This is a genomic window from Rhodococcus sp. GQ147 (assembly GCF_059759155.1).
Window position 1 is genome coordinate 38,362 of the sequence record NZ_JCAXDU010000004.1, and the last position, 25,445, is coordinate 63,806.

The 25,445-nt window shown below is 69.2% G+C and carries 28 protein-coding genes; 10 read left to right on the plus strand and 18 right to left on the minus strand.

Translation table 11 applies throughout. The features are described 5' to 3' along the window. Positions 1–735 carry a bifunctional 1-(5-phosphoribosyl)-5-((5-phosphoribosylamino)methylideneamino)imidazole-4-carboxamide isomerase/phosphoribosylanthranilate isomerase PriA gene (priA, locus tag AC6CID_RS06170; protein ID WP_064062083.1) on the minus strand — a complete coding sequence of 245 codons (735 nt, stop codon included), beginning with the start codon at positions 733–735 and terminating at the stop codon, positions 1–3. A gap of 72 nt (positions 736–807) precedes the next feature. Continuing rightward, on the minus strand, positions 808–3,087 hold the full coding sequence (locus AC6CID_RS06175) for an ATP-binding cassette domain-containing protein (RefSeq protein ID WP_498353700.1): 2,280 nt from the start codon (positions 3,085–3,087) through the stop codon (positions 808–810). A gap of 62 nt (positions 3,088–3,149) precedes the next feature. On the opposite strand from AC6CID_RS06175, the gene AC6CID_RS06180 reads away from it, so the two are divergent. Beyond that, positions 3,150–4,136 carry a helix-turn-helix transcriptional regulator gene (locus AC6CID_RS06180; protein WP_033097642.1) on the plus strand — a complete coding sequence of 329 codons (987 nt, stop codon included), beginning with the start codon at positions 3,150–3,152 and terminating at the stop codon, positions 4,134–4,136. 113 nt (positions 4,137–4,249) lie between these two features. On the opposite strand, the gene AC6CID_RS06185 is transcribed toward AC6CID_RS06180, so the two are convergent. Genes AC6CID_RS06185 through hisD form a run of 7 tightly spaced genes read right to left on the minus strand, consistent with a single transcriptional unit; the run spans position 4,250 to position 9,522 of the window. After that, on the minus strand, positions 4,250–4,504 hold the full coding sequence (locus AC6CID_RS06185; RefSeq protein ID WP_033097641.1) for a hypothetical protein: 255 nt from the start codon (positions 4,502–4,504) through the stop codon (positions 4,250–4,252). Continuing rightward, entirely contained in the window at positions 4,501–5,136 is a 636-nt protein-coding gene (gene hisH, locus AC6CID_RS06190) for an imidazole glycerol phosphate synthase subunit HisH (protein ID WP_064062081.1), read from the minus strand. Before hisH ends, AC6CID_RS06185 begins: the two co-directional genes overlap by 4 nt. Before the next feature lie 10 nt (positions 5,137–5,146). After that, on the minus strand, positions 5,147–6,304 hold the full coding sequence (locus AC6CID_RS06195; protein WP_033097639.1) for an MFS transporter: 1,158 nt from the start codon (positions 6,302–6,304) through the stop codon (positions 5,147–5,149). A gap of 1 nt (position 6,305) precedes the next feature. Beyond that, complete coding sequence (locus tag AC6CID_RS06200; RefSeq protein ID WP_169823833.1) at positions 6,306–6,461, minus strand: CG2302 family histidine operon protein; 156 nt, start codon at positions 6,459–6,461, stop codon at positions 6,306–6,308. Positions 6,462–6,464: 3 nt separating this feature from the next. Then, positions 6,465–7,079, minus strand: coding sequence for an imidazoleglycerol-phosphate dehydratase HisB (gene hisB / locus AC6CID_RS06205; protein WP_006554074.1), 615 nt, complete (start codon positions 7,077–7,079; stop codon positions 6,465–6,467). Next, positions 7,076–8,203 carry a histidinol-phosphate transaminase gene (locus AC6CID_RS06210; RefSeq protein WP_033097638.1) on the minus strand — a complete coding sequence of 376 codons (1,128 nt, stop codon included), beginning with the start codon at positions 8,201–8,203 and terminating at the stop codon, positions 7,076–7,078. The genes hisB and AC6CID_RS06210 overlap by 4 nt, the downstream gene beginning before the upstream one ends. Further along, entirely contained in the window at positions 8,200–9,522 is a 1,323-nt protein-coding gene (gene hisD / locus AC6CID_RS06215; protein ID WP_006554076.1) for a histidinol dehydrogenase, read from the minus strand. Before hisD ends, AC6CID_RS06210 begins: the two co-directional genes overlap by 4 nt. Positions 9,523–9,643: 121 nt before the next feature. Here hisD and AC6CID_RS06220 point away from each other — a divergent pair, with 121 nt between their 5' ends. From AC6CID_RS06220 to AC6CID_RS06235, 4 genes are all read left to right on the plus strand, one after another. Then, positions 9,644–10,027: a helix-turn-helix domain-containing protein gene (locus AC6CID_RS06220; RefSeq protein WP_006554077.1), complete on the plus strand. Its 384-nt coding sequence runs from the start codon at positions 9,644–9,646 to the stop codon at positions 10,025–10,027. A 111-nt stretch (positions 10,028–10,138) separates the two neighbouring features. Next, positions 10,139–11,893 carry a PHA/PHB synthase family protein gene (locus AC6CID_RS06225; protein ID WP_498353701.1) on the plus strand — a complete coding sequence of 585 codons (1,755 nt, stop codon included), beginning with the start codon at positions 10,139–10,141 and terminating at the stop codon, positions 11,891–11,893. Between the two features lie 108 nt (positions 11,894–12,001). Beyond that, positions 12,002–12,421 carry a hypothetical protein gene (locus tag AC6CID_RS06230; protein ID WP_220666175.1) on the plus strand — a complete coding sequence of 140 codons (420 nt, stop codon included), beginning with the start codon at positions 12,002–12,004 and terminating at the stop codon, positions 12,419–12,421. A 65-nt stretch (positions 12,422–12,486) separates the two neighbouring features. Then, complete coding sequence (locus AC6CID_RS06235; RefSeq protein ID WP_220666176.1) at positions 12,487–13,605, plus strand: alpha/beta fold hydrolase; 1,119 nt, start codon at positions 12,487–12,489, stop codon at positions 13,603–13,605. A 52-nt stretch (positions 13,606–13,657) separates the two neighbouring features. Here the strand turns inward: AC6CID_RS06235 and AC6CID_RS06240 are convergent, their stop codons facing one another. The 4 genes from AC6CID_RS06240 to nadA all read right to left on the minus strand — a co-directional run bounded on the left by AC6CID_RS06240 (position 13,658) and on the right by nadA (position 18,791). Further along, positions 13,658–15,100: a WS/DGAT/MGAT family O-acyltransferase gene (locus tag AC6CID_RS06240; RefSeq protein WP_064061492.1), complete on the minus strand. Its 1,443-nt coding sequence runs from the start codon at positions 15,098–15,100 to the stop codon at positions 13,658–13,660. A gap of 199 nt (positions 15,101–15,299) precedes the next feature. Beyond that, a complete protein-coding gene (gene nadC / locus AC6CID_RS06245) occupies positions 15,300–16,166 on the minus strand; it encodes a carboxylating nicotinate-nucleotide diphosphorylase (RefSeq protein WP_064061493.1) in 867 nt (288 codons plus the stop codon). 1 nt (position 16,167) lies between these two features. After that, positions 16,168–17,763 carry an L-aspartate oxidase gene (locus AC6CID_RS06250; protein WP_064061494.1) on the minus strand — a complete coding sequence of 532 codons (1,596 nt, stop codon included), beginning with the start codon at positions 17,761–17,763 and terminating at the stop codon, positions 16,168–16,170. Then, a complete protein-coding gene (gene nadA, locus AC6CID_RS06255) occupies positions 17,760–18,791 on the minus strand; it encodes a quinolinate synthase NadA (RefSeq protein ID WP_019289717.1) in 1,032 nt (343 codons plus the stop codon). The genes AC6CID_RS06250 and nadA overlap by 4 nt, the downstream gene beginning before the upstream one ends. Before the next feature lie 82 nt (positions 18,792–18,873). On the opposite strand from nadA, the gene AC6CID_RS06260 reads away from it, so the two are divergent. Beyond that, complete coding sequence (locus tag AC6CID_RS06260; RefSeq protein ID WP_254707524.1) at positions 18,874–19,584, plus strand: NUDIX hydrolase; 711 nt, start codon at positions 18,874–18,876, stop codon at positions 19,582–19,584. A 15-nt stretch (positions 19,585–19,599) separates the two neighbouring features. Here the strand turns inward: AC6CID_RS06260 and AC6CID_RS06265 are convergent, their stop codons facing one another. Together AC6CID_RS06265 and AC6CID_RS06270 are read right to left on the minus strand one after the other, a co-directional pair. After that, the gene (locus AC6CID_RS06265) at positions 19,600–19,740 is read right to left on the minus strand and encodes a hypothetical protein (protein WP_006554085.1); all 141 of its coding nucleotides are present in this window, start codon (positions 19,738–19,740) and stop codon (positions 19,600–19,602) included. 62 nt (positions 19,741–19,802) lie between these two features. Beyond that, the gene (locus AC6CID_RS06270; RefSeq protein ID WP_217579700.1) at positions 19,803–20,432 is read right to left on the minus strand and encodes a TetR/AcrR family transcriptional regulator; all 630 of its coding nucleotides are present in this window, start codon (positions 20,430–20,432) and stop codon (positions 19,803–19,805) included. A 111-nt stretch (positions 20,433–20,543) separates the two neighbouring features. Between AC6CID_RS06270 and AC6CID_RS06275 the strand changes: the two genes are divergently transcribed. From AC6CID_RS06275 to AC6CID_RS06285, 3 genes are read left to right on the plus strand one after another with little or no spacing between them, the layout of a single operon-like run. After that, positions 20,544–21,443 (plus strand): SDR family NAD(P)-dependent oxidoreductase, encoded by a 900-nt coding sequence (locus AC6CID_RS06275; protein WP_217579699.1) that lies wholly within the window; start codon positions 20,544–20,546, stop codon positions 21,441–21,443. Positions 21,444–21,488: 45 nt separating this feature from the next. Beyond that, complete coding sequence (locus tag AC6CID_RS06280) at positions 21,489–22,136, plus strand: maleylpyruvate isomerase family mycothiol-dependent enzyme (protein ID WP_217579698.1); 648 nt, start codon at positions 21,489–21,491, stop codon at positions 22,134–22,136. Between the two features lie 16 nt (positions 22,137–22,152). Further along, on the plus strand, positions 22,153–22,719 hold the full coding sequence (locus AC6CID_RS06285; RefSeq protein WP_217579697.1) for a DUF488 domain-containing protein: 567 nt from the start codon (positions 22,153–22,155) through the stop codon (positions 22,717–22,719). A 61-nt stretch (positions 22,720–22,780) separates the two neighbouring features. Here the strand turns inward: AC6CID_RS06285 and AC6CID_RS06290 are convergent, their stop codons facing one another. The 3 genes from AC6CID_RS06290 to bioB all read right to left on the minus strand — a co-directional run bounded on the left by AC6CID_RS06290 (position 22,781) and on the right by bioB (position 24,617). Continuing rightward, positions 22,781–23,314 (minus strand): GNAT family N-acetyltransferase, encoded by a 534-nt coding sequence (locus AC6CID_RS06290; RefSeq protein ID WP_217579696.1) that lies wholly within the window; start codon positions 23,312–23,314, stop codon positions 22,781–22,783. Between the two features lie 89 nt (positions 23,315–23,403). Beyond that, on the minus strand, positions 23,404–23,604 hold the full coding sequence (gene bsaP / locus AC6CID_RS06295) for a biotin synthase auxiliary protein BsaP (protein ID WP_006554091.1): 201 nt from the start codon (positions 23,602–23,604) through the stop codon (positions 23,404–23,406). Then, complete coding sequence (bioB, locus tag AC6CID_RS06300) at positions 23,604–24,617, minus strand: biotin synthase BioB (RefSeq protein ID WP_019289721.1); 1,014 nt, start codon at positions 24,615–24,617, stop codon at positions 23,604–23,606. The genes bsaP and bioB overlap by 1 nt, the downstream gene beginning before the upstream one ends. A gap of 161 nt (positions 24,618–24,778) precedes the next feature. Here bioB and AC6CID_RS06305 point away from each other — a divergent pair, with 161 nt between their 5' ends. Beyond that, the gene (locus tag AC6CID_RS06305) at positions 24,779–25,405 is read left to right on the plus strand and encodes a TetR/AcrR family transcriptional regulator C-terminal domain-containing protein (RefSeq protein ID WP_064061500.1); all 627 of its coding nucleotides are present in this window, start codon (positions 24,779–24,781) and stop codon (positions 25,403–25,405) included. Positions 25,406–25,445: the final 40 nt, after the last annotated feature.

Consider the following 25,445-nt stretch of genomic DNA (forward strand, 5'->3'; position numbering starts at 1 on the left):
TCAGCGCGAGACGGCGTCGAGCGCCTCGGTCAACGTGAATCGGCCTGCGTAGAGCGCCTTTCCGATGATGGCGCCTTCGACGCCCTCCTCGGTGAGCGTCGCGATGGCACGCAGGTCGTCGACGGTCGAGACGCCGCCGGAGGCGACGACCGGAGAGTCGGTGGCCGCGCACACCTCGCGGAGCAGGTCGAGGTTGGGGCCGGAGAGGGTGCCGTCCTTGGTGACGTCGGTGACGACGTAGCGCGAGCAGCCGTCGCGTTCGAGGCGCTCGAGCACCTCCCACAGGTCGCCGCCGTCGGAGACCCAGCCGCGGCCGCGCAGTCGCCACTGGCCGTCGAGGAGCTTGACGTCGAGGCCCACGGCGATGCGGTCGCCGAACTCGCCGATGACGCGCGAGCACCACTCGGGATTCTCGATCGCGGCGGTGCCGAGGTTGACGCGGGCGCAGCCGGTCGCGAGGGCGGCGGCGAGGGTCTCGTCGTCGCGGATGCCGCCCGACAGCTCGACCTTCACGTCGAGTTCGCCGATGACCTCGGCGAGGAGGGCGCGGTTGTCGCCGCGACCGAACGCCGCGTCGAGGTCGACCATGTGCACCCATTCGGCGCCGGCGTTCTGCCATTCGAGGGCGGCGTCGCGGGGCGAACCGTAGCCGGTCTCGCTGCCCGCCTCTCCCTGAACGAGGCGAACTGCTTCACCGTTGACGACGTCGACTGCGGGCAAAAGGACCAGGCTCACTGCGTACACATTAGTGCCTGTACCTGTGACATCGCCAAACGCGTGGCCGGGGCGCCGGGAAAGCGCCGCGCGTCATGCCGACCGTGCTGCGTCGAGGGCCCGGCAGGTCGGGGTCGGACGGCCGGTGTACTCGTCGACGGACCCCTCGTACAGCACGGTTCCGCCGTGCCGTCCAGGTCCCGGCCCGAGGTCGACGATGTGGTCGGCGTGCCGGATCACGTCGAGGTGGTGTTCGATGACGACGACGGTGTGCCCTCGGTCGACGAGGTCGTCGAAGACGCACAGGAGGGTGCCGACGTCCTCGGCGTGCAGGCCGGTGGTCGGCTCGTCGAGGACGTAGAGGGTCGGCGTCTTCGCTCGTCCGAGTTCCTTGGCGATCTTCACCCGTTGACACTCGCCACCGGAGAGCGTGTCGAGCGACTGTCCGAGGCGGAGGTAGTCGAGGCCCACCCCGGCGAGCGCACTCAGTCGGTGCGCGATCTCCGCGTGCGGCAGATCCTCGATGGCGCGACCGACGGTGAGGTCGTCGACATCGGCGATCGACAGGCCGTTCACGGTGTGCCCGAGCACCTCGGCGGTGAACCGGCGGCCGTGGCAGGTGTCGCAGACGACCTCGCGTCCGTCCATGAAGGCGAGGTCGATGTACACGACACCGGCCCCCGTGCAGGTCGGGCACGCACCCGCCGAGTTCGCGCTGAACAGGCTCGCCGGCACACCGTTGTGTTCGGCGAACATCCGCCGCAGGGTGGGTGCGATGCCGGCGTAGGTGATCGGGGTGGAGCGGCGATTGGTGCTCACCGGCCGCTGGTCGATCACCGTGGCGTCGTACTGATCGACGAGTTCGGCTGCGAGACTGGACTTTCCCGAACCAGCGACCCCGGTGAATACGGTGAGCACGCCGGTGGGGATCCGCACCGTCAGGTCGCGGAGGTTGTTGCGACACGCATCGGCGATCGTGAGACGACCGGTCGCCTCGCGGGCGGGGTGACCGCGGCCGATGTCGCGCCGCAGCGATCGGCCGGTGGGAGTGTCGGCCGTTCGGAGCCGGTCGAAAGTGCCCTGGAAGACGAGGCGACCACCGGACGAGCCCGCACCGGGACCGATCTCGATCACCTGGTCGGCCCGGGCCATCACGCTCGGGTCGTGTTCGACGACGAGGACGGTGTTGCCGCTGTCGCGGAGCCGTTCGAGGAGGTCGATCATCGTCTCCACGTCGGCGGGATGCAGACCGACCGTCGGTTCGTCGACGACATAGGTCATCTCCGTCAGGCTCGACCCGAGGTGCCGGACCAACTTGATCCGTTGCGATTCGCCGCCCGAGAGCGTGGTGGTCGCCCGGGCGAGCGCGAGATAGCCGAGGCCGATCGTCACCATCGCCTCGAGACGGCCCACCAGTGCGGACACCACAGGTGCGGCGCGCGAGTCGTCGATCGTGCGCACGAATTCGAGCAGCTCGATGATCTCGAGGCGGGACAGCTCCCCGATCGTGCGGCCGCGAAGGGTGACCGCCCGCGCGGCCGCGTTCAGCCGTTCTCCGGCGCAGTCCGGGCACGTCTCGGCGCGGGTGAAACGTCGGATGACGTCCTGTTTGCGTTCGGAGAGGTTGTCGGAGGTGTGCAGGTGGATGCGCTCGAACCTCTCGACGACGCCCTCGTATCCGTCCGGCGGTTTGTGGCCCAGCGCCGCTGCGGCCTCGCCGCCGTAGAGCAGTGCCTCCCGCTCGGCGGGCTTCCACTCGCGCAGGGGTGTGTCCGCGTCGAAGGAACCGATGTCGGCGTACTGGGAGTACCAGTACCCACCGTTGCCGAAGCCGGGCACCAGGATCGCGCCCTCGGCGAGGGACCTGTCGAGATCGAGGAACCGCTCGACGGCACTGACGACGATCTCGCCGAGCCCGGAGCAGGTCGGGCACATCCCGGTGGGGTCGTTGAACGAGAAGCGGTTCGACTCCCCGAGGACGGGTGTGCCCACACGGGAATACAGCAGCCGCAGATAGGTCCAGGTGTCGGTGATGGTGCCGACCGTCGAGCGGGCGTTGCCGCCGAGGCGGCGCTGGTCGACGACGATCACCGGCGTCAGACCGTCGATGTGGTCGACGTCGGGTCGTGTCCACTTCGGCAACCGATTGCGCGTGAACGGCGGGTACGTCTCGTTGAGCTGGTAGCCGGCCTCCGCGGCGATCGTGTCGAAGACGAGCGACGACTTCCCGGAGCCGGACACCCCGACGATCACCACGAGCCGGTTGCGCGGAACGGTCAGATCGACGTCGGCCAGGTTGTGGGTGCGGACGCGACGGATCGTGATGGCGCGGCCTCGCACTGCCGCCTCGGTGGTCGTGACGGTGGTGGTCATGGATTCGACGCTACGACCGGTTGCGGCCGGATCCTGACCGCAACCGGTGGGAGGATGACGGCATGGCGGACGTCACCGAGCGGATGCTCGCGTTGTTGTCGATCCTGCAGACCGGACGCGCGATCGGCGGGGACGAGCTGGCCCGGCGGCTGCAGGTGAGCCGCCGGACGCTCCGCCGCGACGTCGACCGGCTGCGCGGCTACGGATATCCCGTCGAAACCCGCTCCGGGCCCGGCGGTTTCTACCGTCTCGCGTCGGGACGTTCGATGCCGCCGCTGGTGCTCGACGACGACGAGGCCGTCGCGGTGCTTCTGGGGCTCGGCGCTCTCGCCGCGACCGGGCCGGCCGAAGGCGGACTCGACGACGCTGCCACCCGCGCCTACGGCAAGCTCGACCAGTTCCTGCCCGCGCGGCTGCGCCCGCGGGTCGCGGCCGTCCGCAGCGCGGTGGAGACGAGTGCGCTGCAGGCGCCCAGCGTGTCGGCGGAGCTGCTCGGCTCCGTGGCGGAGGCGATCGCACGGTGTGACACGCTCACCTTCGACTACGTCGACGCGCAGGGCTCGCCGACCTCGCGCAGGGTCGAGCCGTACCGGCAGGTCCACCACCTGCTGCGGTGGTACCTCCTCGGATGGGACGTCGATCGCGAGGACTGGCGGGTCTTCCGCCTCGATCGTGTGCGCGACCTGCTCCGCACCGGCCGACGGTTCGCACCCCGCCGACTTCCCGCCGGGTCCGCCACGGAATACCTGCGGCAAGGACTCCGGCAGGGGCGGACACCGGTGCACCTGGACGTGGCGGCCTCGGCCACGCACGTCGCCGACGCGCTGAAGTACCAAGACGCCGAGATCCGGCCGACGGGGGACGACCGGACCGAGGTGCACCTCGCGGTCGAGTCGTGGCAGTGGCTCGTCCTCGCGCTCGCCACCCTCGACGCCGACGTCCGGATGCGCGCGGACCCGGAGATCGTCCGGGCCTGCGCGGTGTTCGCCGATCGTCTGCGCGCGGCGGCGCAGGACGCCGTCGTCCCCTCCGAGGACGGCGCGAGGTGAATCTGGGCGCGGCAGATCGATTTCGAGTTCCGCACAGCTGCGTTACGAAGCTCCTCGCGCGCCCGACCGGGGTTCGCTACCGCAACACGCCGGGCGAAATCCGGTTCGGCGCGTCAGCTTCCGGGGCGGTCGTCCTCGGCGGGACCGAAGGCGCGGCGGGCCGACCGCGTCGACACGACACCCATCGCCACGACGGCCGCCACGATGCCGACGAGTGCGACGACCAGCCCGACGACCGGCGTGGGACGGACCGCCACGACGACGATCGCGGTGACGAGCAGCACGACGGTCGCCGTGCCGACGGACATCAGGGCGTGACGGCCGAAGGAGAAGTCTCCGCTCGACCGGCCGCGCCGCGGGTCGGTCACAACGAGTCGACCCAGTTCTGCAGCAGCTGCGCGCCGGCGTCGCCGGACTTCTCCGGGTGGAACTGGGTGGCCGACAGCGGACCGTTCTCCACGGCGGCGACGAACCGGCTGCCGTGTTCGGCCCAGGTCACCTTCGGCGGGGCGAGGCGCTCGGGAGCATCCAGTTCCCACGTGCGGGCGGCGTAGGTGTGGACGAAATAGAACCGGGTGTCGGCGTCCATGCCGGCGAAGAGCACCGAATCGGCGGAGGCCTCGACGGTGTTCCAGCCCATATGCGGCAGCACCGGCGCGTCCAGACGCTCGACCGTGCCCGGCCACTCCCCGCAGCCCTCGGTCTCGATGCCGTGCTCGACGCCGCGTTCGAACAGGATCTGCATGCCGACGCAGATGCCGAGCACCGGGCGTCCACCGGCGAGGCGGGTGCCGATGATCTTGTCTCCGCCGACGCTGCGCAGGCCCCTCATGCACGCGTCGAAGGCGCCGACGCCGGGGACGACGAGTCCGTCGGCGGCGAGCGCGATCTTCGGGTCGGCGGTGACCTCCACGTGCACGCCGGTACGGGCGACCGCCCGCGTGGCGGAGTGGAGATTGCCCGAGCCGTAGTCGAGGACGGCGACCGTGGTTGCGCTCATGATGTCGATTCTATGTGGTGGGACGGGGACGTTCCGACGGCCCGGCCAGTCGGGCCAGCAACGGCAGCGCCGGGACCAGGACCGCGGCGGCGGCGAAGGCCGCCGGGTATCCGGCCGCGGCGGCCACCGCGCCGAGGGCGAACGAACCGGCGCCGGTGCCGGCGTCGAAGCCGATGTTCCAGGCGGCGCTCGCCGACCCGGTGTTGCCCGCGCCGGCGCGACGGAACGCGACGAGCAGCGCCTCGTTCTGCACGACACCGAAGCCGAAGCCGAAGGCGATCGCGGCGACGATCAGCAGCACCGCTCCCCCTCGGTCGTCGGCGACGAGCGCGAAGGGAATCATCGCCAGGCCCGCGAGCCCGAGACCGACCGGCAGCAATTTGCCGGCGCCGATCCGGTCCGCGACGGAACCGGCCGCGTACCGCCCGATCAGCGAGGACGCGCTGAGCACGGCCAATGCCGCCGCGACGGGCAGACCGGCGACCGCGATGCGCAACAGCGAGGTGAGACCGCCGTAGGCGATCGCACCCGCGCCCACCGCGACCAGCGGGAACAACAGCACGACCGGAGGCACCCGTCGCGCCGTCCGGGATTGTTTCGCGGTCAGCCGCGGCAGACGGATCGCGGCGAGCAGACCGGCGGACGAGATGATCGCGCCGAGCACGAACACCGGCGTGGTGGAGAACCGCTCGGCGATCGCCAGGCCGGCGGGCAGGCCGATCGTCTGGGACGCGGCGATGGCGATGCCGAGCATGCCGGTGGCCCGGCCGAGCAATCGCGGCGGCGCGAGTTCGCCGACGAGGGCGGCCGCCGCCACGGTGATCATGCCGAAACCGATACCGCGCAGCGCGGAGATGCCGAGCACCGCCGCCGGAGCCATCGATACGAGGAACAGCAGCGACGGCGGCCCGAGGAACAGGCAGCCGGCCGCGAGCGTCGCGCGGTGACCGAACGCGCGCAGCAGTCGCGGCATCGCGAGCTGGGTGAGGACGGTGGTGAACATGAACACCGCCGTCACCGACCCGGCGAGCGTGTCGCTGCCGCCGGCCTCGGCGATCGCCCATGGCACGACCGGCAGCAGCAACGAGAAGCCGCCGAAGGCCGCCGCGGACGTCGACCACGCCGGGATCAGACCACGAACGGTGAACAGTCCTTGTTGTTCCGCCACGTCAGAGCAGCCGGAAGACGCCCGCGGCGACTGCCAGCACGGTCAGAGCCAGCAGCACACCCGCGAACAACGTGTTGCGCGCCTTCCACATCGACCACGTTCCGCCCGCGGCGAATCCGGCCACGATGAAGCACAGGTAGGTGAGGACGACATCCATATGTCAGAGACTGCCCTTCGTCGACGGGATGCCGGTCACCCGCGGGTCGGGTTCGACGGCCTCACGCAGCGCGCGGGCGACCGCTTTGAACTCGGCCTCGGTGATGTGGTGCGGGTCGCGGCCGTAGAGCACCCGCACGTGCAGTGCGATGCGGGCGTGGAAGGCGAACGACTCGAACACGTGCCGGTTGATCACCGTCGAGTAGGGCACGCCCGGATATCCCCCGATCACCGAGTGCACCATGTAGTCGGGCTCACCGGTGAACACGCAGTAGGGACGGCCGGAGACGTCGACCGACGCGTGTGCGAGGGTCTCGTCCATCGGGATGAAGCAGTCGCCGAAGCGCCGGATGCCACGCTTGTCGCCGAGGGCCTGACCGAAGGCCTGGCCGAGGACGATGGCGGTGTCCTCGACGGTGTGGTGGGCCTCGATCTCGATGTCGCCCTGCGCCTGCACGGTGAGGTCGAACGAACCGTGCTGGCCGAGCGCGGTGAGCATGTGGTCGTAGAACGGGATCCCCGTGGAGATCTCGGTGCGACCGGTGCCGTCGAGGTCGATCTCGACGGTGATGCTCGATTCCTTGGTGGTGCGTTCGACGCGCGCGATGCGGTCGCTCATCGGGTTTCCTCGATTTCCGTGGCCGCGAGCTTCTCGCTCACTCGCAGCAACTCGTCGTTCTCGTGGGTCAGGCCGATCGTGGTGCGCAGGTAGCCGGGGATCCCGACGTCGCGGATGAGCACACCCTCGTCGAGATACCGCTGCCAGGTGGCAGGGGCGTCCGCGAAGTGGCCGAAGAGGATGAAGTTGGCGTCGGAGGGAATCACGTCGTAGCCGAACCGGGCGAGTTCGGCGGCGACGCGGTCGCGCTGGGCGGCCAGTTCCGCAACCGACGCGAGAGTTTCGTCGGCGTGCCGCAGGGCCGCACGCGCGGCGGCCTGGGTGACGACCGACAGGTGGTAGGGCAGGCGCACGAGCAGCAGCGCCTCGATCACCGCGGGGGCGGCGGCGAGATAACCGAGCCGTCCGCCGGCGAAGGCGAACGCCTTGCTCATCGTCCGCGAGACGACGATCTTCGTCGGGTACTCGTCGATCAGCGACAGAGCGCTCGGCTGCGAGGAGAACTCGACGTACGCCTCGTCGACGATCACGATGCCGGGGGCGGCGTCGAGGATCACCCGCAACTGGTCGAGCGGGATGCTGTGTCCCGTCGGGTTGTTGGGGCTGGTGACGAAGACGACGTCGGGCCGCCGCTCCCGCACGGCCGCGGCGGACGCCTCGACGTCGAGGGTGAAGTCGTCGCGCCGGTAGGTGGACAGCCACTCGGTCTGGGTGCCGTCGGCGATGATCGGGTGCATCGAGTACGACGGCACGAAGCCCATCGACGTGCGCCCGGGGCCACCGAAGGCCTGCAGGAGCTGCTGCAGGATCTCGTTGGAACCGTTCGCGGCCCAGACGTTCTCGACGCCGAGGGGAACACCGGACGCCTTCGTCAGATAAGCGGCGAGGTCGGTGCGCAGCGAGACCGCGTCGCGGTCGGGATAGCGGTGCAGCTGCGTCGCCGCCTCACGCACGGCCTCGGCGACGTCGTCGACGAGCGCCTGCGTGGGCGGGTGCGGGTTCTCGTTGGTGTTGAGCTGGACGGGCACCGTCAGCTGCGGTGCACCGTAGGGCGACTTGCCGCGCAGATTCTCGCGCAACGGCAGGTCGGCGAGGGTGATGCGGGAGCCGGGGATCTGGGTCACTTCAGCGCCTCGAATCGCAGACGGACGGCTTCACCGTGGGCGGGCAGGTCCTCGGCGTTCGCGAGGGTGATGACGTGACCGGAGACGTCCTTCAGGGCCGCCTCGGTGTACTCGACGACGTGGATGCCGCGCAGGAAGGTCTGCACGCTCAGGCCCGACGAGTGCCGGGCGCAGCCGGCGGTGGGCAGCACGTGGTTCGATCCGGCGCAGTAGTCGCCGAGGGAGACCGGCGCCCACGGCCCGACGAAGATCGCGCCCGCCGACCGGACACGCGCGGCGACCTCGGAGGCGTTCTCGGTCTGGATCTCGAGGTGCTCGGCGGCGTAGGCGTTGACGACCTTCAGGCCCTGCTCGATGTCGTCGACGAGGACGATGCCGGACTGGCTGCCGGACAGCGCGGTGGTGACGCGCTCGCGGTGCTCGGTGAGCTCGAGCTGCGCGGCGAGCGCGGTATCGACGGCGTCGGCGAGGTCGGTGCTGGTGGTGACGAGCACCGAGGCGGCCATGACGTCGTGCTCGGCCTGACTGATCAGGTCGGCGGCGACGTGCACCGCGTCGGCGGTGTGGTCGGCGAGGATCGCGATCTCGGTGGGACCGGCCTCGGCGTCGATGCCGACGACCGCGCGGCACAGCCGCTTGGCGGCGGTGACGTAGATGTTGCCGGGGCCGGTGATCATGTCGACCGGGGCGAGTTCGGCGCCGTCGGTGTCGGTGCCGCCGTAGGACAGTAGTGCGACACCCTGTGCGCCGCCGACGGCCCACACCTCCTCGACGCCGAGCAGGGCCGCGGCGGCGAGGATCGTCGGGTGCGGCAGTCCGCCGAAGTTCTTCTGCGGCGGCGAGGCGATGACGAGCGATTCGACGCCGGCGGCCTGCGCCGGCACGACGTTCATCACGACCGACGACGGGTAGACCGCGTTGCCACCCGGCACGTAGAGGCCGACGCGTTCGACCGGCACCCAGCGTTCGGTGACGGTACCGCCGGGGACGACCTCGGTGGTGACGTCGGTGCGGCGCTGGGCCGCGTGCACGACGCGCGTGCGCGCGATGGCCTCCTCGAGAGCGGCACGGACGGCGGGGGCGAGTTCGGCCAGCGCGCGGCCGAGTTCCGCGGCGGGAACACGTACCGAGGCGGGGCGGACCCCGTCGAACTTCTCGCAGTAGTCGAGCGCGGCCTCGGCGCCGCGATCGCGTATGTCGTCGACGACGGGACGGACCTGATGGAGCACCGCGTCCACATCCACTCCGCCGCGGGGCAGTGCGCCCCTGAGCTCCGCAGTGGTGGGAGTACGACCGCGCAGGTCGGTGCGGGCAAGCATGAGGTGTCCTCTCTCGTCGAACAGGGGTCACCTTCTACTATCTCGCATCGAGTGGTGACGTTCGAAGTCGCGCCCGCGTGAGGATGCTCTCGACACGGATCACCGTGCTTATGCTGACGGCATGGACGAGGACGAGTCGCGCCCGAGCACGTTGGGCGAATTGATCCGCCGCCAGCGTGAGCTCGCAGAACTGCCCATGCGTCAACTCGCGGCGATGGTGGGCATTTCGAATCCGTACCTGTCGCAGATCGAGCGGAACCTGCGGGCGCCGAGCGAGCGTGTGCTGCAAGCGATCGCCGAACAGTTGCACCTGTCAGCGGACACCCTCGCGACCCACGCGCAGGCCGACGACGGAGCGGAGTCCGCGGTCCTGCGGGCGATCCGCGAGGATCCCGACCTGACCAATCCCCAACGGCGTTCGCTCGAGGAGATGTACGAGGCGTTCCGCGAGGTCACCGTCGCGCGCCGTCGGCGTGGTGGAGGACGCGAACCCGACGAGAAGTGAGCATTCTCACAATCGGTACCGAGTGCGTTCGTGCGCCACCCAGCGTCCGAGGTCAGCCCGATTTCGTCGCCTCATCGACGAACATGCAGGTAGCACGTACCTGGGGGTAAGATGCGCACCTTTCTCGGCGACGTCACCATCGGCTCCGGACCATTCACCCAGTTCTGGAGTTGCTCGGTGCTCAACCATCTGCAGAAGAAGCTCACCTCCTCCCTCGACCCGATCGGGTGGGGACCGGCCGTCGCATCCGTCGCCGGCCGTGCAGTGAAGAATCCGCGGGCCGTGGCCGGCGCGACCACGGAGTACGCCACCCGCCTGGCGAACATCCCGGCAGCGGCGACACGCGTGTGGAACGCCGGCGATCCGCAGCCCCCGATGCCGCTGGATTCGAAGGACCGCCGGTTCTCCGATGCCGCCTGGAAGGAGAACCCGGCCTACTTCTCGCTGCTGCAGAGCTATCTCGCCACCCGCGAGTACGTCGAGGATCTCGCCGACGCCGGCTCGGGCGATCCCGTGCAGGACGGCAAGGCCCGCCAGTTCGCGAACTTGATGTTCGACGCACTCGCCCCCTCGAACTTCCTCATCAACCCGGGTGTGCTCGTGCGCGCGCTCGACACCGGTGGCGCAAGCCTGTTCCGCGGCGCGAAGTACGCCATCGAGGATGTCGTGCACCGGAAGGGCCTGCCGCTCAAGGTCGACCGCGAGGCGTTCACCCTCGGCGAGAACATGGCCGCGACCCCCGGCAAGGTCGTCTTCCGCAACGACCTCATCGAGGTCATCCAGTACGCCCCCCAGACCGGTGAGGTGCACGAGATCCCGATCCTGGCGGCGCCACCGTGGATCAACAAGTACTACATCCTCGATCTCGCGCCGCAGCGCAGCCTCATCGAGTGGGCCGTGCAGCACAACCGCACCGTGTTCGCGATCTCGTACCGCAACCCGGACGAGTCGATGCACGAGATCACGATGGACGACTACTACCGGCAGGGTGTCGCGGCGGCTCTCGACGCCGTCGAGGAGATCACCGGATCCTCGCGTATCGAGGTGCTGTCGATCTGCCTGGGCGGCGCGATGGCGGCGATGGCCGCGGCCCGCATGGGCAGGCTGGGCGACAAGCGGATCAGCGCGTTCACGATGCTCAACACACTCCTGGACTACAGCGAGGTCGGCGAGCTGGCACTGCTGACCGACCCGGCCACACTCGACCGCGTCGAGTTCCGGATGAGCAAGCAGGGCTTCCTCTCCGGCAACGAGATGGCCGGCAGCTTCGACATGATCCGCGCGCGCGATCTGATCTTCAACTACTGGGTGTCGCGGTGGATGAAGGGCGAGAAGCCCGCCGCCTTCGACATCCTCGCGTGGAACGAGGACAGCACCCGCATGCCGGCGAAGATGCACTCGCACTACCTGCGGTCGCTGTACGGCCGCAACGAGCTCGCGCGCGGCGTGTACGAGCTCGACGGCGAGGTCCTCGACCTGTCGGACATCACGTGCGACACCTATGTGGTGGGCGCGATCAACGACCACATCGTGCCGTGGACGTCATCGTATAAGGCCACGGGCCTGCTCGGCGGGTCGGTCCGGTACGTCCTGACCAGCGGCGGCCATGTGGCCGGCGCGGTCAATCCCCCCAACCCGAAGGCCTGGTTCGAGGCCGTCGGCGCGCCCGACGGCGAGAAGCTGCCGACGCTGCCCGAGGACCCGAAGGCGTGGTCGGAGAAGGCCACTCGCACCGCCGGGTCGTGGTGGGAGGACTGGACCGCATGGTCGACGAAGCGCGCCGGTGAGCTGGTCGCTCCCCCGGCGATGGGCAGCGCGCAGCATCCGCCGCGGTGCGATGCCCCGGGAACCTATGTCTTCGAGTGACGTTGCGCGTTAGCTATCATATTGCTAACCTGCTAACAGCGCTGATCCGAGCGCACCCCACAGGGGAAGCCCCGCTCCTGTCACGAGCGCCCACGGAAGGTACACACCATGACCGCACCGACCAAGACCACCGCCGCCAAGGCCACCGATGCCGCAGCCAAGGCGACCGAAGCCGCCACGAAGGCCGCCGCCGAGGCCACCGCAACGGCCCAGCAGTCGGCCGAGAAGCTGACCTCGACGGCCGCTGCGGTTGCCGACAAGGCCGCGACCGAGTTCACCAAGACCGTCGACGAGGCCACCGAGCGCTTCCAGGAGTTCAACGCGAAGTTCGTCGACGCCGCGAAGCAGAGCGGAAACCTCGGTGTCGACACCTACGAGAAGGCCGTCTCGAGCCTCCTGGATCTGCAGGAGAAGGTCGCCGACGCCACCCCCGTCGAGTGGGTCGCCGATCTCGCCAAGGCGCAGGTCTCCTTCGCTCGCGAGCTCACCACCACCGTCATGAGCACCGCTCGCGACCTGCTGAAGTAATCGTCGACTCACTCGATGCAGTCGATACCGAACACCCCATCAGCGGACGTTCTCCGGTGCAGTGCATGCTGACACTGACACCAGCCCGGATCGCCGCGGCCCCGTTTCGTCTCGGGACCGCGGCGATCGCCGGCTGGAGCGGCTATCTCGCCGGCCTCGTACGACGCGGCGCCACGCCGTGCACGCTGATCTCCGACGCGAACCGGTACAGCCGCGCCCTGACATCGGCCACGCCGCCGCGCTGGACCACGGACTGGCCGGTCGTGCGCCGGTGGCCCCTCGGAGGTCTGCGTGATTGCAGCACCTCCGACCCCGCACGCGACGAGATCCCGACGCTGCTGTTGCCGCCGCAGGCGGGCACCCATTCGTGCATCGTCGACCATTCCGCCGACCGCAGTCAGGTCGAAGCCCTCCGAGCCGGTGGCCTGACCCGCCTGCACTGTCTCGACTGGGCGCCCGCGACCCTCGCGACGGACGGCTGCTCGATCGACGAGCACCTGGCGGTCGTCGCCGAGGCCGTCGACCATCTCGGTGGCCGGGTGAACCTGATCGGCGACAGCCAGGGCGGGTGGCTCGGCACGGTCTACGCGGCGTTGCATCCCGAGCGCGTGCACTCGCTGACCGTGGCGGGAGCACCCATCGACTTCCACGTCGACCAGCCGGCGTTGTCGGTGCTGGCCCGCGCGCCCCACGGTGCCGCGGCCACAACGATCGACTTCTGGTACGGGGCGGCTCGGACCGTCGGAGTGCCGACCACCGATCCGATCGGTGAGATCGAACGAGCGATGACGCTGCTCGCCCTGCTCCACGATCCCGACGAAGTGGCGCGCTGGGAGGCCGAACGGCACTGGTTCACGTGGAAGCAGGAGATCCCTTCGGCCTTCCGCGCGTGGATAATGCGCCACCTGTTCGTGGGCAACGAACTCGTCGCCGGCAGCATGAAGGCCGAAGGACGCGTCGTCGATCTCGCGGCCGTCGACTGCCCGGTCCATCTGATCGCCGGCTCCGCCGACCCGATCGCGACTCCCCGGCAGGTCACCACGCTCGCGGAGTACGTATCGACCTCGCCGCAGAGGATCACCACCACCGTCGCCGACGCCGGTCACATCGGGCTGTTCATCGGCCGCCGCACCCTCACCGAAGTGTGGACGCCGCACGCCCGCCGTGTGGCGGCGACGTCCTGACTCATCCCGGGCCGTTCGGCGATGCGGCGCGCCGATTCTCGAAACGGCACGGTCAGTCGTTCCCGGCGTCGTCCTCCCCGCTCTCCTCGTCGTCGACCTCCACCCGGACGCCGAGGGCGGATTCCAGCGCCTCGAGTTCCTCGTCGAAGCGATCGAGCAGCCAGACGAGATCCGGGACCGTGCGACCGCACGCCGTGAGACCGAAGGCGATCTCGTCGTCGGTGCTCGTGCACGTGATGTTCAGCGCCTGCCCGTCGACGGGCACCGACAGCGGATACAACGCGTCGACGCGCGCACCGTTCCAGTACAACGGCGCATCGGGACCCGGCACGTTCGAGACGATCACGTTGAACGGCGGCCGCGGCAGCGCCCGGTTGCCGGTAAGTACTCCCACCGCCAGAGGCGCCACACCCACCGCGCTCGTCGCGAGACGACCGAGCTTCGACATCGAGTTCATCGCGTGCTTGCCCTCGATCATCGAACCACGCACGCGCGCAAGACGTTCTACCGGATCCACGCACTGCGTCCCGAGCGTGCACATGAGAATGCCGATCTCGTTGCCCGACGAGCTCCTGCTCTGACGCAACGAGACCGGGACCATCGCCACCAGCGAATCCTCCGGCAGCGCATCGTGTTCGGAGAGATACGCCCGCAACGCCCCACCGGACAGTTCGAGGACGACGTCGTTGAGCGTCGCGTCGGCCGCCTTGGCCGCCATTCGCAGTCGCTCGATCGGCCAGGATCGGGCCGCGAATCTGCGCGATCCGGAGATCTTCCGGTTGAGGATCGTGTTCGGAGCGCCCAGCGACAACGAACCACCGCGATTGTGCAGGGCACGGTCGACGGTGCCGACGAGCGCCGGAACCAGAGCGACCGCCTCGGACACGACGTTCACTGCATCGTTCACCGCACCGGTCGCCGCACGGACGGCGGCGCCGGGGAACCCGATCGCGGTACCCATCACCGAGCGGCTCGACGACTGCGCGTCTGCGACCGCCCACGGGGCCGGCATGTCGGTGCGGCCCGGGTCGGTGCTGAGCGCACGGCGCAGCAGGCGCATCGCCCCCACCCCGTCGGCGACCGCGTGGTGGATCTTCACGTAGAGGGCGTAGCGACCGTCGGCCAGCCCTTCGATCAGGTGCATCTCCCACAACGGGCGGGTGCGGTCGAGCAGCGACGCGTGCAGGCGGGAGACGAGTTCCCACAGATCGTCCATCGTGCCCGGGGACGGCAGCGCGTTGAACCGGACGTGGTAGTCGATCGAGAAGCGCGGATCGTCCTCCCAGGCCCACTGCCCGAGGGTGAACAGCGAGCGGGTGGGCCGCTTGCGCCACAGCGGCCCGGCGGGTTCCTCCCGGGCGAGCGCCTCGGCGAACATCGACTTCAGGTCACTCGCGTCCTTGCCCTCCGGCGACTGGAACAGCAGGAGACCGCCGACATGCATCGGGTGGTCGCGCGACTCGCCGAGCAGGAACATCGAGTCGGTCGGTGACATCGGTAACCGCATCGTGTTCTGTCTTCCTCCCCCACCCGGCACCGGCGACAACCGGAGCACCGCCCCTACGTGACCGGTACCGGCACGTCGATGTGCTGTCAGTTCTACCCCAGAAAGCGCACGTGCGGGGACCGTCTCACCGACGGATGTTCCGGTGGCGCGTCCGATTCATCCGTGCCGCGACCTGCGACCTACACGCTCACATGTCGAGGCCGAAGTCCAGGACGGTCACAGAGTGGGTGAGCGCACCCACCGCGAGGAAGTCGACGCCCGTGCGCGCGTAGTCCGCGGCGACATCGAGGGACAGGCCGCCGGAGGATTCGAGTCGTGTCTGCGGCGCGTGGGTGTTGCGCCGCTGCACCGCGATCTGCGTCTGCCACAGCGGGAAGTTGTCGAGCAGGATCAACTCGACGTTCTCGGCGAGCACCTCGTCGAACTGTTCGAGGGTGTCGACCTCCACCTCGCACGCGATGTCGGGGGCATGCTCGCGGACGGCTCGCAGCGCCGCGACCACCGAACCGGCCGCCGCGACATGGTTGTCCTTGATCAGCGCCTCGTCGCCGAGCCCCATGCGGTGGTTGACGCCGCCACCCATCCGCACCGCGTACTTCTGCAGCGCGCGCATTCCCGGCAGTGTCTTGCGGCTGTCGCGGATCTTCGCCTCGGTGCCCGTCACCGCATCGACCCAGTGCGAGGTCGCCGTCGCGATGCCCGACAGGTGACACAGGAGATTGAGCATCGTGCGCTCGGCGGTGAGCAGGCCGCGGGTCGGCGCCTCGACGGTCAGGACCGAATCCCCGGGCAGCACGCGCTCGCCGTCGGACCTGCGATCGAGCACGCGGTAGTGATCGGCGCCGATGACCTCGTCGAGGACGAGCAGACCGACATCGAGACCGGCGAGGGTGCCGGCCTGCCGCGCGACCACCGAGGCAGTGGCGACGGCGTCGGCGGGCACGGTGGCGTCGGTGGTGACGTCCGCTCCGTAGCGTAGATCCTCGTCGAGCGCCTTCCGGACCAGCTCGCGGGTCTCGGCGAGGTCGAGTCCGTCGGGCAGGGCGGTGGTCATCTCAGTTGACTCCTGTCAGTTCCGGTGTGGTGAAGGACAACTTGCCGTCATCGTCGATGCGCAGTTCGAGGCTGCGTGCCTGCGTCGGGTCGGTGTCCGGACGGTCGCTGCGGGTGTGGCATCCCCGCGATTCGGTGCGGCGCTGCGCCGCGAGCAGCAGGGCCCGCGCGGTGACGGTGAGGGCCGAGTCCTCGAGCCGATCGGCGTCGGTACAGCTTGCTGCGACGCTCATCCTGTCGAGTTCGACTGCGGCAGCGGCCAGTCCGTTCGCGTCGCGCACGACCAGCGCGTGCCGGGTCATGAGCTGCTGCAGCACCGTCCGATCACAGACGGCCGAGGCGACGGCGGGAATGCCGTCGGTCTCGACACGCGTTCCGGCCCGTTCGATCGCCGCGGCCATCCCCGCGCGCTCGCCGAGGACGAGCCCTTCGAGAAGGCTGTTGGAGGCGAGCCGGTTCGCGCCGTGCAGGCCGGTACGTGCCACCTCACCGGCCGCGTACAGACCGGGAATGCGGGTGCGGCCGTGCACATCGGTCACGACACCGCCGCACGAATAGTGCGCGGCGGGAGCGACCGGCAGCAGATCACGGGCCGGATCGAGACCGGCGTCGGCACACATCGCCGTGATGGTCGGAAAACGCGTGGCAAAGCCGTCGAGGTGACGGGCGTCGAGGTACACGTGATCCTCACCGAGTGCAGTGAGTCGCTCGGCGATGGCCCGCGAGACGACGTCTCGGGGTGCGAGGTCGCCGAGCGGATGCACACCCTCGGTGATCGATCGGCCGCGGGAGTCGACCAATCGTGCTCCCTCCCCGCGCACTGCTTCGCTGATGAGCGGCCGACGTCCGGTGCCGCCTTCCGCGAACAGCACGGTCGGGTGGAACTGGACGAATTCGAGGTCGGCGACACCGGCGCCGGCGGCCAGGGCCAGCGCGATGCCGTCGGCCGTGGCGCCGGGCGGATTCGTGCTGCACGCGTACAGCTGCCCGAGGCCACCGGTCGCGAGCAACACGGCCGGGGTGTGGACGACGCCGAACCCGCGCTCGTCGAGGACGAGCAGTCCGGTGACGCCCCGCGCATCGGTGAGGATCCGGGCGGCAGCGGCGCCGAACAGGACGGGCAGACCCGCCGCGCCGAGGGCGCGCTGGACCGCCGTGCCGAGGGCGCGCTGAACTTCGGCGCCGGTCGCGTCGCCACCGGCGTGGATGATGCGGCGGGTGCTGTGCCCACCCTCGCGGGTGCGGGCGATGTCGCCGTCTCCGGCGGTGTCGAACACCGCTCCGAGGTCACGCAGGGCGGTGACGGCGTCGGGGCCGGCGGTGACGATCGAGCGCACCGCGTCCTCGTCGCACAGTCCTCCGCCCGCGGCGAGGGTGTCGGCGACGTGGGCGTCGACGCTGTCGCCCACCGGCGCCACCACGGCGATGCCGCCCTGGGCGTACTGGGTGGCCGTGTCGGTGGGGCCCCCTTTGCTCACCATGAGCACCCGTGCGCCGCGCCGGGAGGCCGCGCGCGCGGCCGTGAGACCGGCGACGCCACCCCCGACGACCACCAGGTCGGCGTGGTCCTCCCACGCGACCGTGATGGCGGTGGTCACTCGCCGCTGCCCGGGTTGCCGATGGCGATCATGCGCTGCACCGACAGGCGGGCCCGCTCGGCGACGTCGGCTGCGACGTGGACCTCGTCGCGTCCCTCCTGCAGGCAGCGCAGCAGCGCGGCGGGCGTGATCATCTTCATGTAGGGGCACGACGCCCGGTCGTTGACCGCCTGGAAGTCGATCCCGGGCGCGGCCTTGCGGAGCTGGTGCAGCATGCCGACCTCGGTGGCGACGAGGACCTGCTTCGCGCCGGTCTCCCGGGCGGCGTCGATCATCCCGCCGGTGGACAGGATTCTGACCTTGTCGTCGGGCACGAAGCCCTCCCCGGCGAGATACAGCGCCGAGGTGGCGCAACCGCACTCGGGGTGGACGAACAGGTCGGCGTCGGGGTGCGCCTTGGCCTGCGCGGCGAGCTCGTCGCCGTTGATGCCGGCGTGCACGTGGCACTCCCCAGCCCAGATGTGCATGTTCTCGCGACCGGTGACGCGCTTGACATGGGCGCCGAGGAACTGGTCGGGCAGGAACAGCACCTCGCGGTCGGGGTCGATGGACGCGACGACGTCGACGGCGTTCGAGGACGTGCAGCAGATGTCGGTCAGGCCTTTGACCTCGGCGGTAGTGTTGACGTACGAGACCACCACGGCGTCGGGGTGGTCCGCCTTCCACTCGCGCAGCTGGTCGGCGGTGATCGAGTCGGCGAGCGAGCAGCCGGCGCGCTCGTCGGGGATGAGCACCGTCTTGTTCGGGCTGAGGATCTTCGCGGTCTCGGCCATGAAGTGCACGCCGCAGAAGACGATGGTGTCCTCCTCGGCCTCGGCGGCGATACGCGAGAGCGCGAGCGAGTCGCCGACGTGGTCGGCGACGTCCTGGATCGCGGGAAGCTGGTAGTTGTGCGCGAGCAGCGTGGCGTTGCGCTCACGGGCCAACCGGCGGACCTCCTCGGCCCACTCCGGCGTCGCCTCGACGCCCGTGTATCCGCCGGGGCCGTCGACGATGGTGGCGGCTCCCGCCCACTCGGTCGTGGTCATGGCCTAGCTCCTTCGAGGGTGTCATCCCGGCGGGTTCTACCGGAATTGCCGTATTCGAGGTTTTCGACTTAGGATCGAAAACATGACACATGGTAACACCCGTCACGAAGTGCTCATCGCCGTGTTCCAGGTTCGCCGCTTCCCGGACGCCTCGGGAGCCCTCCGCGAGGAGCCCGAACTCGGGGTGCTGCTGTGGCAGCGGGCCCTCGATCCGCAGGTCGGCACGTGGTCGCTCCCCGGCGGCCAACTACGCAACGACGAGGACCTCACGACGTCGGCGAGGCGGCAACTGGCGGAGAAGGTCGACGTCCGCAAGGTCGCGCACCTCGAACAGCTGTCGGTCTTCTCCGAACCGGATCGGGTGCCGGGACCGCGCACGATCGCGTCGACCTATCTCGGTCTGATCCCCCTCACCTCGGATCCCCAGCTGCCGCCCGATACGGCCTGGCATCCGGTCTCGGACCTTCCCGCGATGTCCTTCGACCACGGGGTGATGGTGGCGAACGCCCATGCGCGCCTTGCCGCGAAGCTGTCGTACACGAACATCGCATTCGGCCTCGCACCGGCGGAGTTCTCGATGTCCACGCTGCGCGACATCTATTGCGCTGCATTGGGTTACGAGGTGGATGCCACCAATCTCCAACGGGTGCTGGCGCGCCGGAACGTGCTCACCCGCACCGGCAACACCGCACCGTCCGGCAAAGCGGGAGGTCGCCCCCCGGCGCTCTACCGCTTCACCGATTCCAGGCTGCGCGTGACGGACGAATTCGCCGCCCTGCGACCGCCGGTGTGAACCTCCCGGAGGAGATCAGAAAGGCCGTCCCATGATGACCTCGAGCAACTGCAGCGGCATCGTCAGGAAGGCCGACCCGACGAACAGCGCCGAGCGCAGCGGGTCGCCCGCCAGATAACCTTCGCGGATCCATTCCAGAACATCGACCGAACCCATGCTGCCCCTCCCCTGATCGTCATGTGATTCCGACGTGTGTGTCGGACAAGAGGAGTCGCGCGTTACATGCTCGAAGACGGGATGCCCTCGGCCGAGCGCGTCAGGCCGGCGAGGATGGTCTCGACCAGTGTGCGGACGTAGTCCTCCGACGGGGGTTCGCCGGTGGTCGACCATTTCTGGGCGACAGGCGCGAACAGCATGTCCACGGCGACATCGAGATCGAGGTCGTCCGGCAGTTGCCCCGCACTCTGCGCGGCCCGAAGCCTGGCCTTCTTCATCTCCCGCATCGGCGCGTCGAGGCGGTGTTCGTATTCCGCTGCGAGTTCGGGGTCTTCGAGTACCGCCACGGTCAACGCTCGCAGGGGGACGGCGAACGTCGGATCACGCAGCTCCGCCACGGTGGCCTGCAGCACCGCGACGAGGTCCGCGCGGAGGTCGCCGGTGTCGGGCAGCGCGGCCTCGTCTCCGGCATCGCCCTGCGTGTGTGCCAGATACGCGTCGAGGAGGACGGCTCCTTTCGACGGCCACCAGCGATAGATCGTCTGCTTCCCCACGCCGGCCCGGGCGGCGATCGCCTCGATACCGAGTTTCGAGTAGCCGACCTCGGCGACCAGGCCGAAAGCGGCATCGAGGATCGCTTTCCGCGAGGCGGGGTTCCGCCGGGAGTGTCCGGTTTCGGGGCGTGGGGGCATGGAACGACGATATCTCATCGAGACGAGACGTTGCGTCTTGACAGGCGCCCTCCGGCGGGTCATCCTCGAATTAACGAGACGGACCGTCTCGTCTCACTCAGGAGATATGCATTGAAGACCCAACCGACGACCGCGTCCCCCGCCACCCCCGGCGTCCGTCCCCGCACCTGGTTGATCACCGGCGCGAGCCGCGGCCTGGGCAGGGAGTTCGCCCGTGCGGCGCTGTCGAGAGGCGACAACGTCGTGGCCGTCTCCCGATCGATCGAATCGGCCGATCTCCCCCGGGATCCGGAACGTCTCCTCCGACTCCCGGCCGACGTCACCGACCGCACGGCGGTGTTCGCCGCTTTCGACACCGCCCGCGAGCATTTCGGAGGCCTCGACATCGTCGTCGACAACGCGGGCACCATGGCCTACGGATTCGTCGAGGAGTTCACCGAGGACCAGGCGCGTGCACAGTTCGAGACGAACTTCTTCGGAGCGATGTGGGTCAGCCAGGCCGCCATGGCGGCCTTCCGGAGCCGAGGACGCGGGCATCTCGTGCAGATCTCGAGCATCGGGGGCGTACTGAGCGGGCCCGGCACAGGGCTGTACAGCGCGAGCAAGTTCGCCCTCGAAGGACTCAGTGAAGCCCTGGCTGTCGAGGCCGCGCATTTCGGCATCGACGTGACGATCGTCGAGCCGGGCGGCTACTGGACCGACCTCTATACCACCATGACGGTGAGCACTCCGCGATCGGACTACGATTCGCTGCGAGCCGAGATCGAAAAGCAGAGCGCGTCCACGAGCATCGACAGCCACCCCGCCCTGGCCGCGCGGGCACTGCTCGAGGTCGTCGATGCCGACCGGCCACCTCGACGCATCGTCCTGGGCAATGCCGTCCTGGATGCGGCCGTGGCCGCCACCCGGGAGAAGATTGCCACCTGGCTCGAGTGGGAGTCGGTGAGCCGTGCCGCGGAGGACGCCGTACCGGCACCGGAATCCTCGGGTGGGGCACGATCCGCGATCTAGAATGGGTGGATCGTGTGTCGGGCGGAGCACAGGTCAGGTGATCCCATGAACGTCGACGACATCTGGAACACCATCGACGAGCAGCGCGCACGAACTGCCGACCTGCTGGAACAACTGACCGAGGACGAGTGGAGCCGGCCGTCGCTGTGCGAGGGCTGGACCGTGCGCGACGTCGCCGCGCACCTCACGTTGCAGCAGCTCACCGTGGTCGATTTCGTCCGGATGGTCGTGCGTCATCGCGGCGGGGTGAACACGATCATCCGCGAGTCCTCTCGCGACCGTGCCCGGCGACCGACGCAGGAGTTGATCGCCGACCTCCGGGGAATGATCGGCTCCCGGCGGCACAATGTGGGCATCACCCCGCTCGAGGCCATGATCGATCTGCTCGTCCACGGTCAGGACATCGCGGTGCCGTTGCAGCGCGACCTGCCGATGCCACCGGATGCCGCGGCGGCGGGGGCCAGTCGGATGTGGTCCACCCGCGGCACCGGGAAGGCCCGGGTCTTCGCCGACGTCCCGCTCGACGGATTCCGTTTCAGCGCAACCGATACCGAGTGGTCCTCCGGTTCCGGACCCGAGGTGCGGGGACCGATCTCCGCGATCCTGCTGCTGCTCGCCGGCCGTCGTGCGGGGTTGTCCCGATTGGAGGGCGACGGCGCCGAGGAACTACGCCGGCGGGTCGCGCACGCGTGATGGGACGATGGGTGCCATGAGTGCCGACTCCCGCGTCCTGTGGACCATCGGCCACTGGACGTGCCCGCAATCGGTCCTGCTCGACACGCTGACCTCGGCCGACATCGAACTCGTCGTCGACGTGCGGAAGATGCCCGGTTCGCGCCGCAGCCCGCAGTTCGACGCCGACGAGATGCCCTCCTGGCTCGACAGCGCCGGGATCGGCTATCTGCACCTCACCGAACTCGGTGGCAGGCGGCCGAAGCAGAAGGGCATCGATCCGGCCGTCAACGCGGGCTGGAAGAACGCGAGTTTCAAGAACTACGCCGATTACACCCTCACCGACGACTTCGAGGCCGGATTGGAGCGCCTTACCGAACTGGCCGAGCATCGGCACGTCGCGATCATGTGCGGCGAGCCGATGCCGTGGCGCTGTCACCGACTGTTGATCGCGAACACCCTCGCCGCACGGGGATGGACCGTCGTGCATCTCGTCAACAACGCAAAGCCGCGACAGCACGAACTGGGACAGTGGGGCGCGACGCCGTCGGTGGGTTCCGACGGGATCGTGACCTATCCTGCCGAAGAACGTGAGCTCCCGTAGCGTTCCGAGCCTCGCAGAGGCCAGCGTGCTCGCCCCGCCCGGGAGACAGCGACAACACGCATCATCCGAGATCCCGTGAGTAGTGCACGGCGAGGGCTTCCGCCCCCGACGGAGTGACGGTCCGGGTTCGGTCACCGCGGATGTAACCACACCGCTCGAGCACGCGCTGTGATGCTTCGTTCTCGGGGAGGGTGCGCGCGGTCAGGCGAAGTAATCCGCTGCGCCGCGCGAGCTCGGCCGCAAGTTCGAGTGCATCGGCAGCGAGCCCTTTCCCACGACCGTGCGGATGCAACCAGAATCCGACTTCTGCCTCCTCGTCGGCGATGTCGAACAACACCAGGCTGCCGGCAAAGCGATCGATCTCCGGATCGGCGATCGTCAGTACGGCCAGATCTCCGCGCTCCAGCCCGTGCCGAATCTCGCCGTCTATCAACGCTGCGACGGACGCTTCCGTATACGCCGGTTCGGGCAGGTGCGCGTACCGGCGCACGAGTGGATCTGCCGTCCCGGCGGCGTAGGCGGCCGCGTCGTCGCCGATCATCGCCCGCAGCTGTGCTCGGTCGTTGCGTAACGGCAGCAGTCGAGTATTCAGCATGCACACGAAGTTACATCGTTCGGTCGCCGTAACTTTCGCGAATCGGTCGCGCAGTCGGCCCGGCACGATCCGAGACGCGCCACGGTAGGTCAGCGTTGTTCGCTCATCACCGAGTCGACGGTCCCGTGGCGCGAGCACCGTGCCCACCACCCGTCCGGCGCGATCTGGACGATCATCCGGCGACCGCACTGCGCGCAGAAGCGCGGCGGTTCGAGCCCGAGTTGCACTGCTGTGGAACGGGTTCGGATCGTCCCGTCGACGATCGCTTCGCCGGTGAACGGATCGAACATCAGATCGTCTCGCCGAGGGCCTTGATCGGCATCTTGAGTTCGCCGAGCAGGTCGAGGTCGGTCTCTGCCGGTCGGCCGAGCGTGGTGAGGTAGTTGCCGACGATGACGGCGTTGATTCCGCCGAGGATCCCCTTCTGCGCGCCGAGGTCGCCGAGCGTGATCTCGCGGCCACCGGCGAACCGGAGGATGGTGCGCGGCAACGCCAATCGGAAGGCCGCCACCGCCTTGAGCGCCTCGGTGGCGGGCAGCACCTCGAGATCCCCGAAAGGGGTGCCGGGGCGCGGATTGAGGAAATTCAGCGGCACCTCGTCGGGTTCGAGCGCCGCGAGGTCGGCTGCGAATTCGGCTCGCTGCTCGACGGTTTCACCCATTCCGAGGATGCCTCCGCAGCACACCTCCATACCCGCCTCGCGGACCATGCGCAGCGTCTCGAAGCGCTCCTCCCAGGTGTGGGTGGTGACGACATTCGGGAAGTGCGAGCGGGCGGTCTCGAGGTTGTGGTTGTAGCGGTGCACACCCATCGCGACGAGTCGGTCGACCTGTTCCTGGGTGAGCATGCCGAGCGAGCACGCGATCTGGATGTCGACCTCGTTGCGGATCGCCTCGATACCGGCCGCGACCTGCGCGAGGAGGCGTTCGTCGGGTCCGCGCACGGCCGCGACGATGCAGAACTCGGTCGCTCCGGTCTTGGCGGTCTGCTTCGCGGCCTCGACGAGCGACGGGATGTCGAGCCGGGCGGCCCGCACCGGGGAGGCGAACAGGCCGGACTGCGAGCAGAAATGGCAGTCCTCGGGGCAGCCACCGGTCTTGAGGCTGATGATCCCCTCGACCTCGACCTCCGGTCCGCACCACGCCATGCGCACGTCGTGGGCGACCGCCAGCAGGTCGTCGATGCGATCGTCCGGCAGCTGCAAGACCTCGAGGGTCTGGTCGCGGTCGAAACCGATGCCGCGACGGAGCACCTGGTCGCGAGCGATGTCGAGGATGTCGGTGCGGGCGGGCGCCTGGGTCACTGCCGTCTCCTGGGGTGGCGAGAACTTGAACATCGTTCAATTGAACAGCGTTCAGGTTAGGGCGAAGCGTCCGATAGTGTCAAAGGCACGAATCCTTCGGTTCGGATCCCCGGTGGCGCGGTACCGCCGCGGGCAGTGGGAGAAGCGGGAGCAGAAGAGCAGTGCAGTTGCGACGCGGCGACGTCCTCGACGGCGCCATGGCGATCCTCGACGAGTACGGGCTCGGCGACCTGACGATGCGCAAGCTCGCGTCGTCGCTCGGCGTCCAGCCCGGTGCGTTGTACTGGCACTTCCCGAACAAGCAGACCCTGCTCGGCGCCATGGCGGACCGCATCCTCGATGGTGTCGACGAGCCGCCCGCGAGCGATGTCTGGGACGACGCCCTCTCCGAGCTGGCGCACCGTTTCCGCGCCGCGCTGCTCGCCCATCGCGACGGCGCCGAACTCGTCGCCTCGAGCTACGCCTCCCGGCTGACCACTTCCCGGGCCCGCGACGCCTTCGTGGCCACCGCCGAACGCGCGGGTCTGTCCCGGGCGTACGCAGAACTGACCGGCTACGCGCTGCTGCACTACGTGCTCGGCCACACCGTCGACGAGCAGTCCCGCGCGCAACTCGAGCAACTCGGTGCGCTCACGCGCGCACCTCTCTCCCCCGATGTCGCGACCGAACAGCCGGCCGAGGCCGACGACGACCTGCTCGACGGCGACCCCGCCGTCCGGTTCGAATTCGGTCTGCGGTTGTTCGTCGACGGCATCCGCGCACGTCTGGAGACCCGTGCGACATCCTGATCCCGCCGTTCCTGTCGGACCCGTCTCCTACCTTCGACGC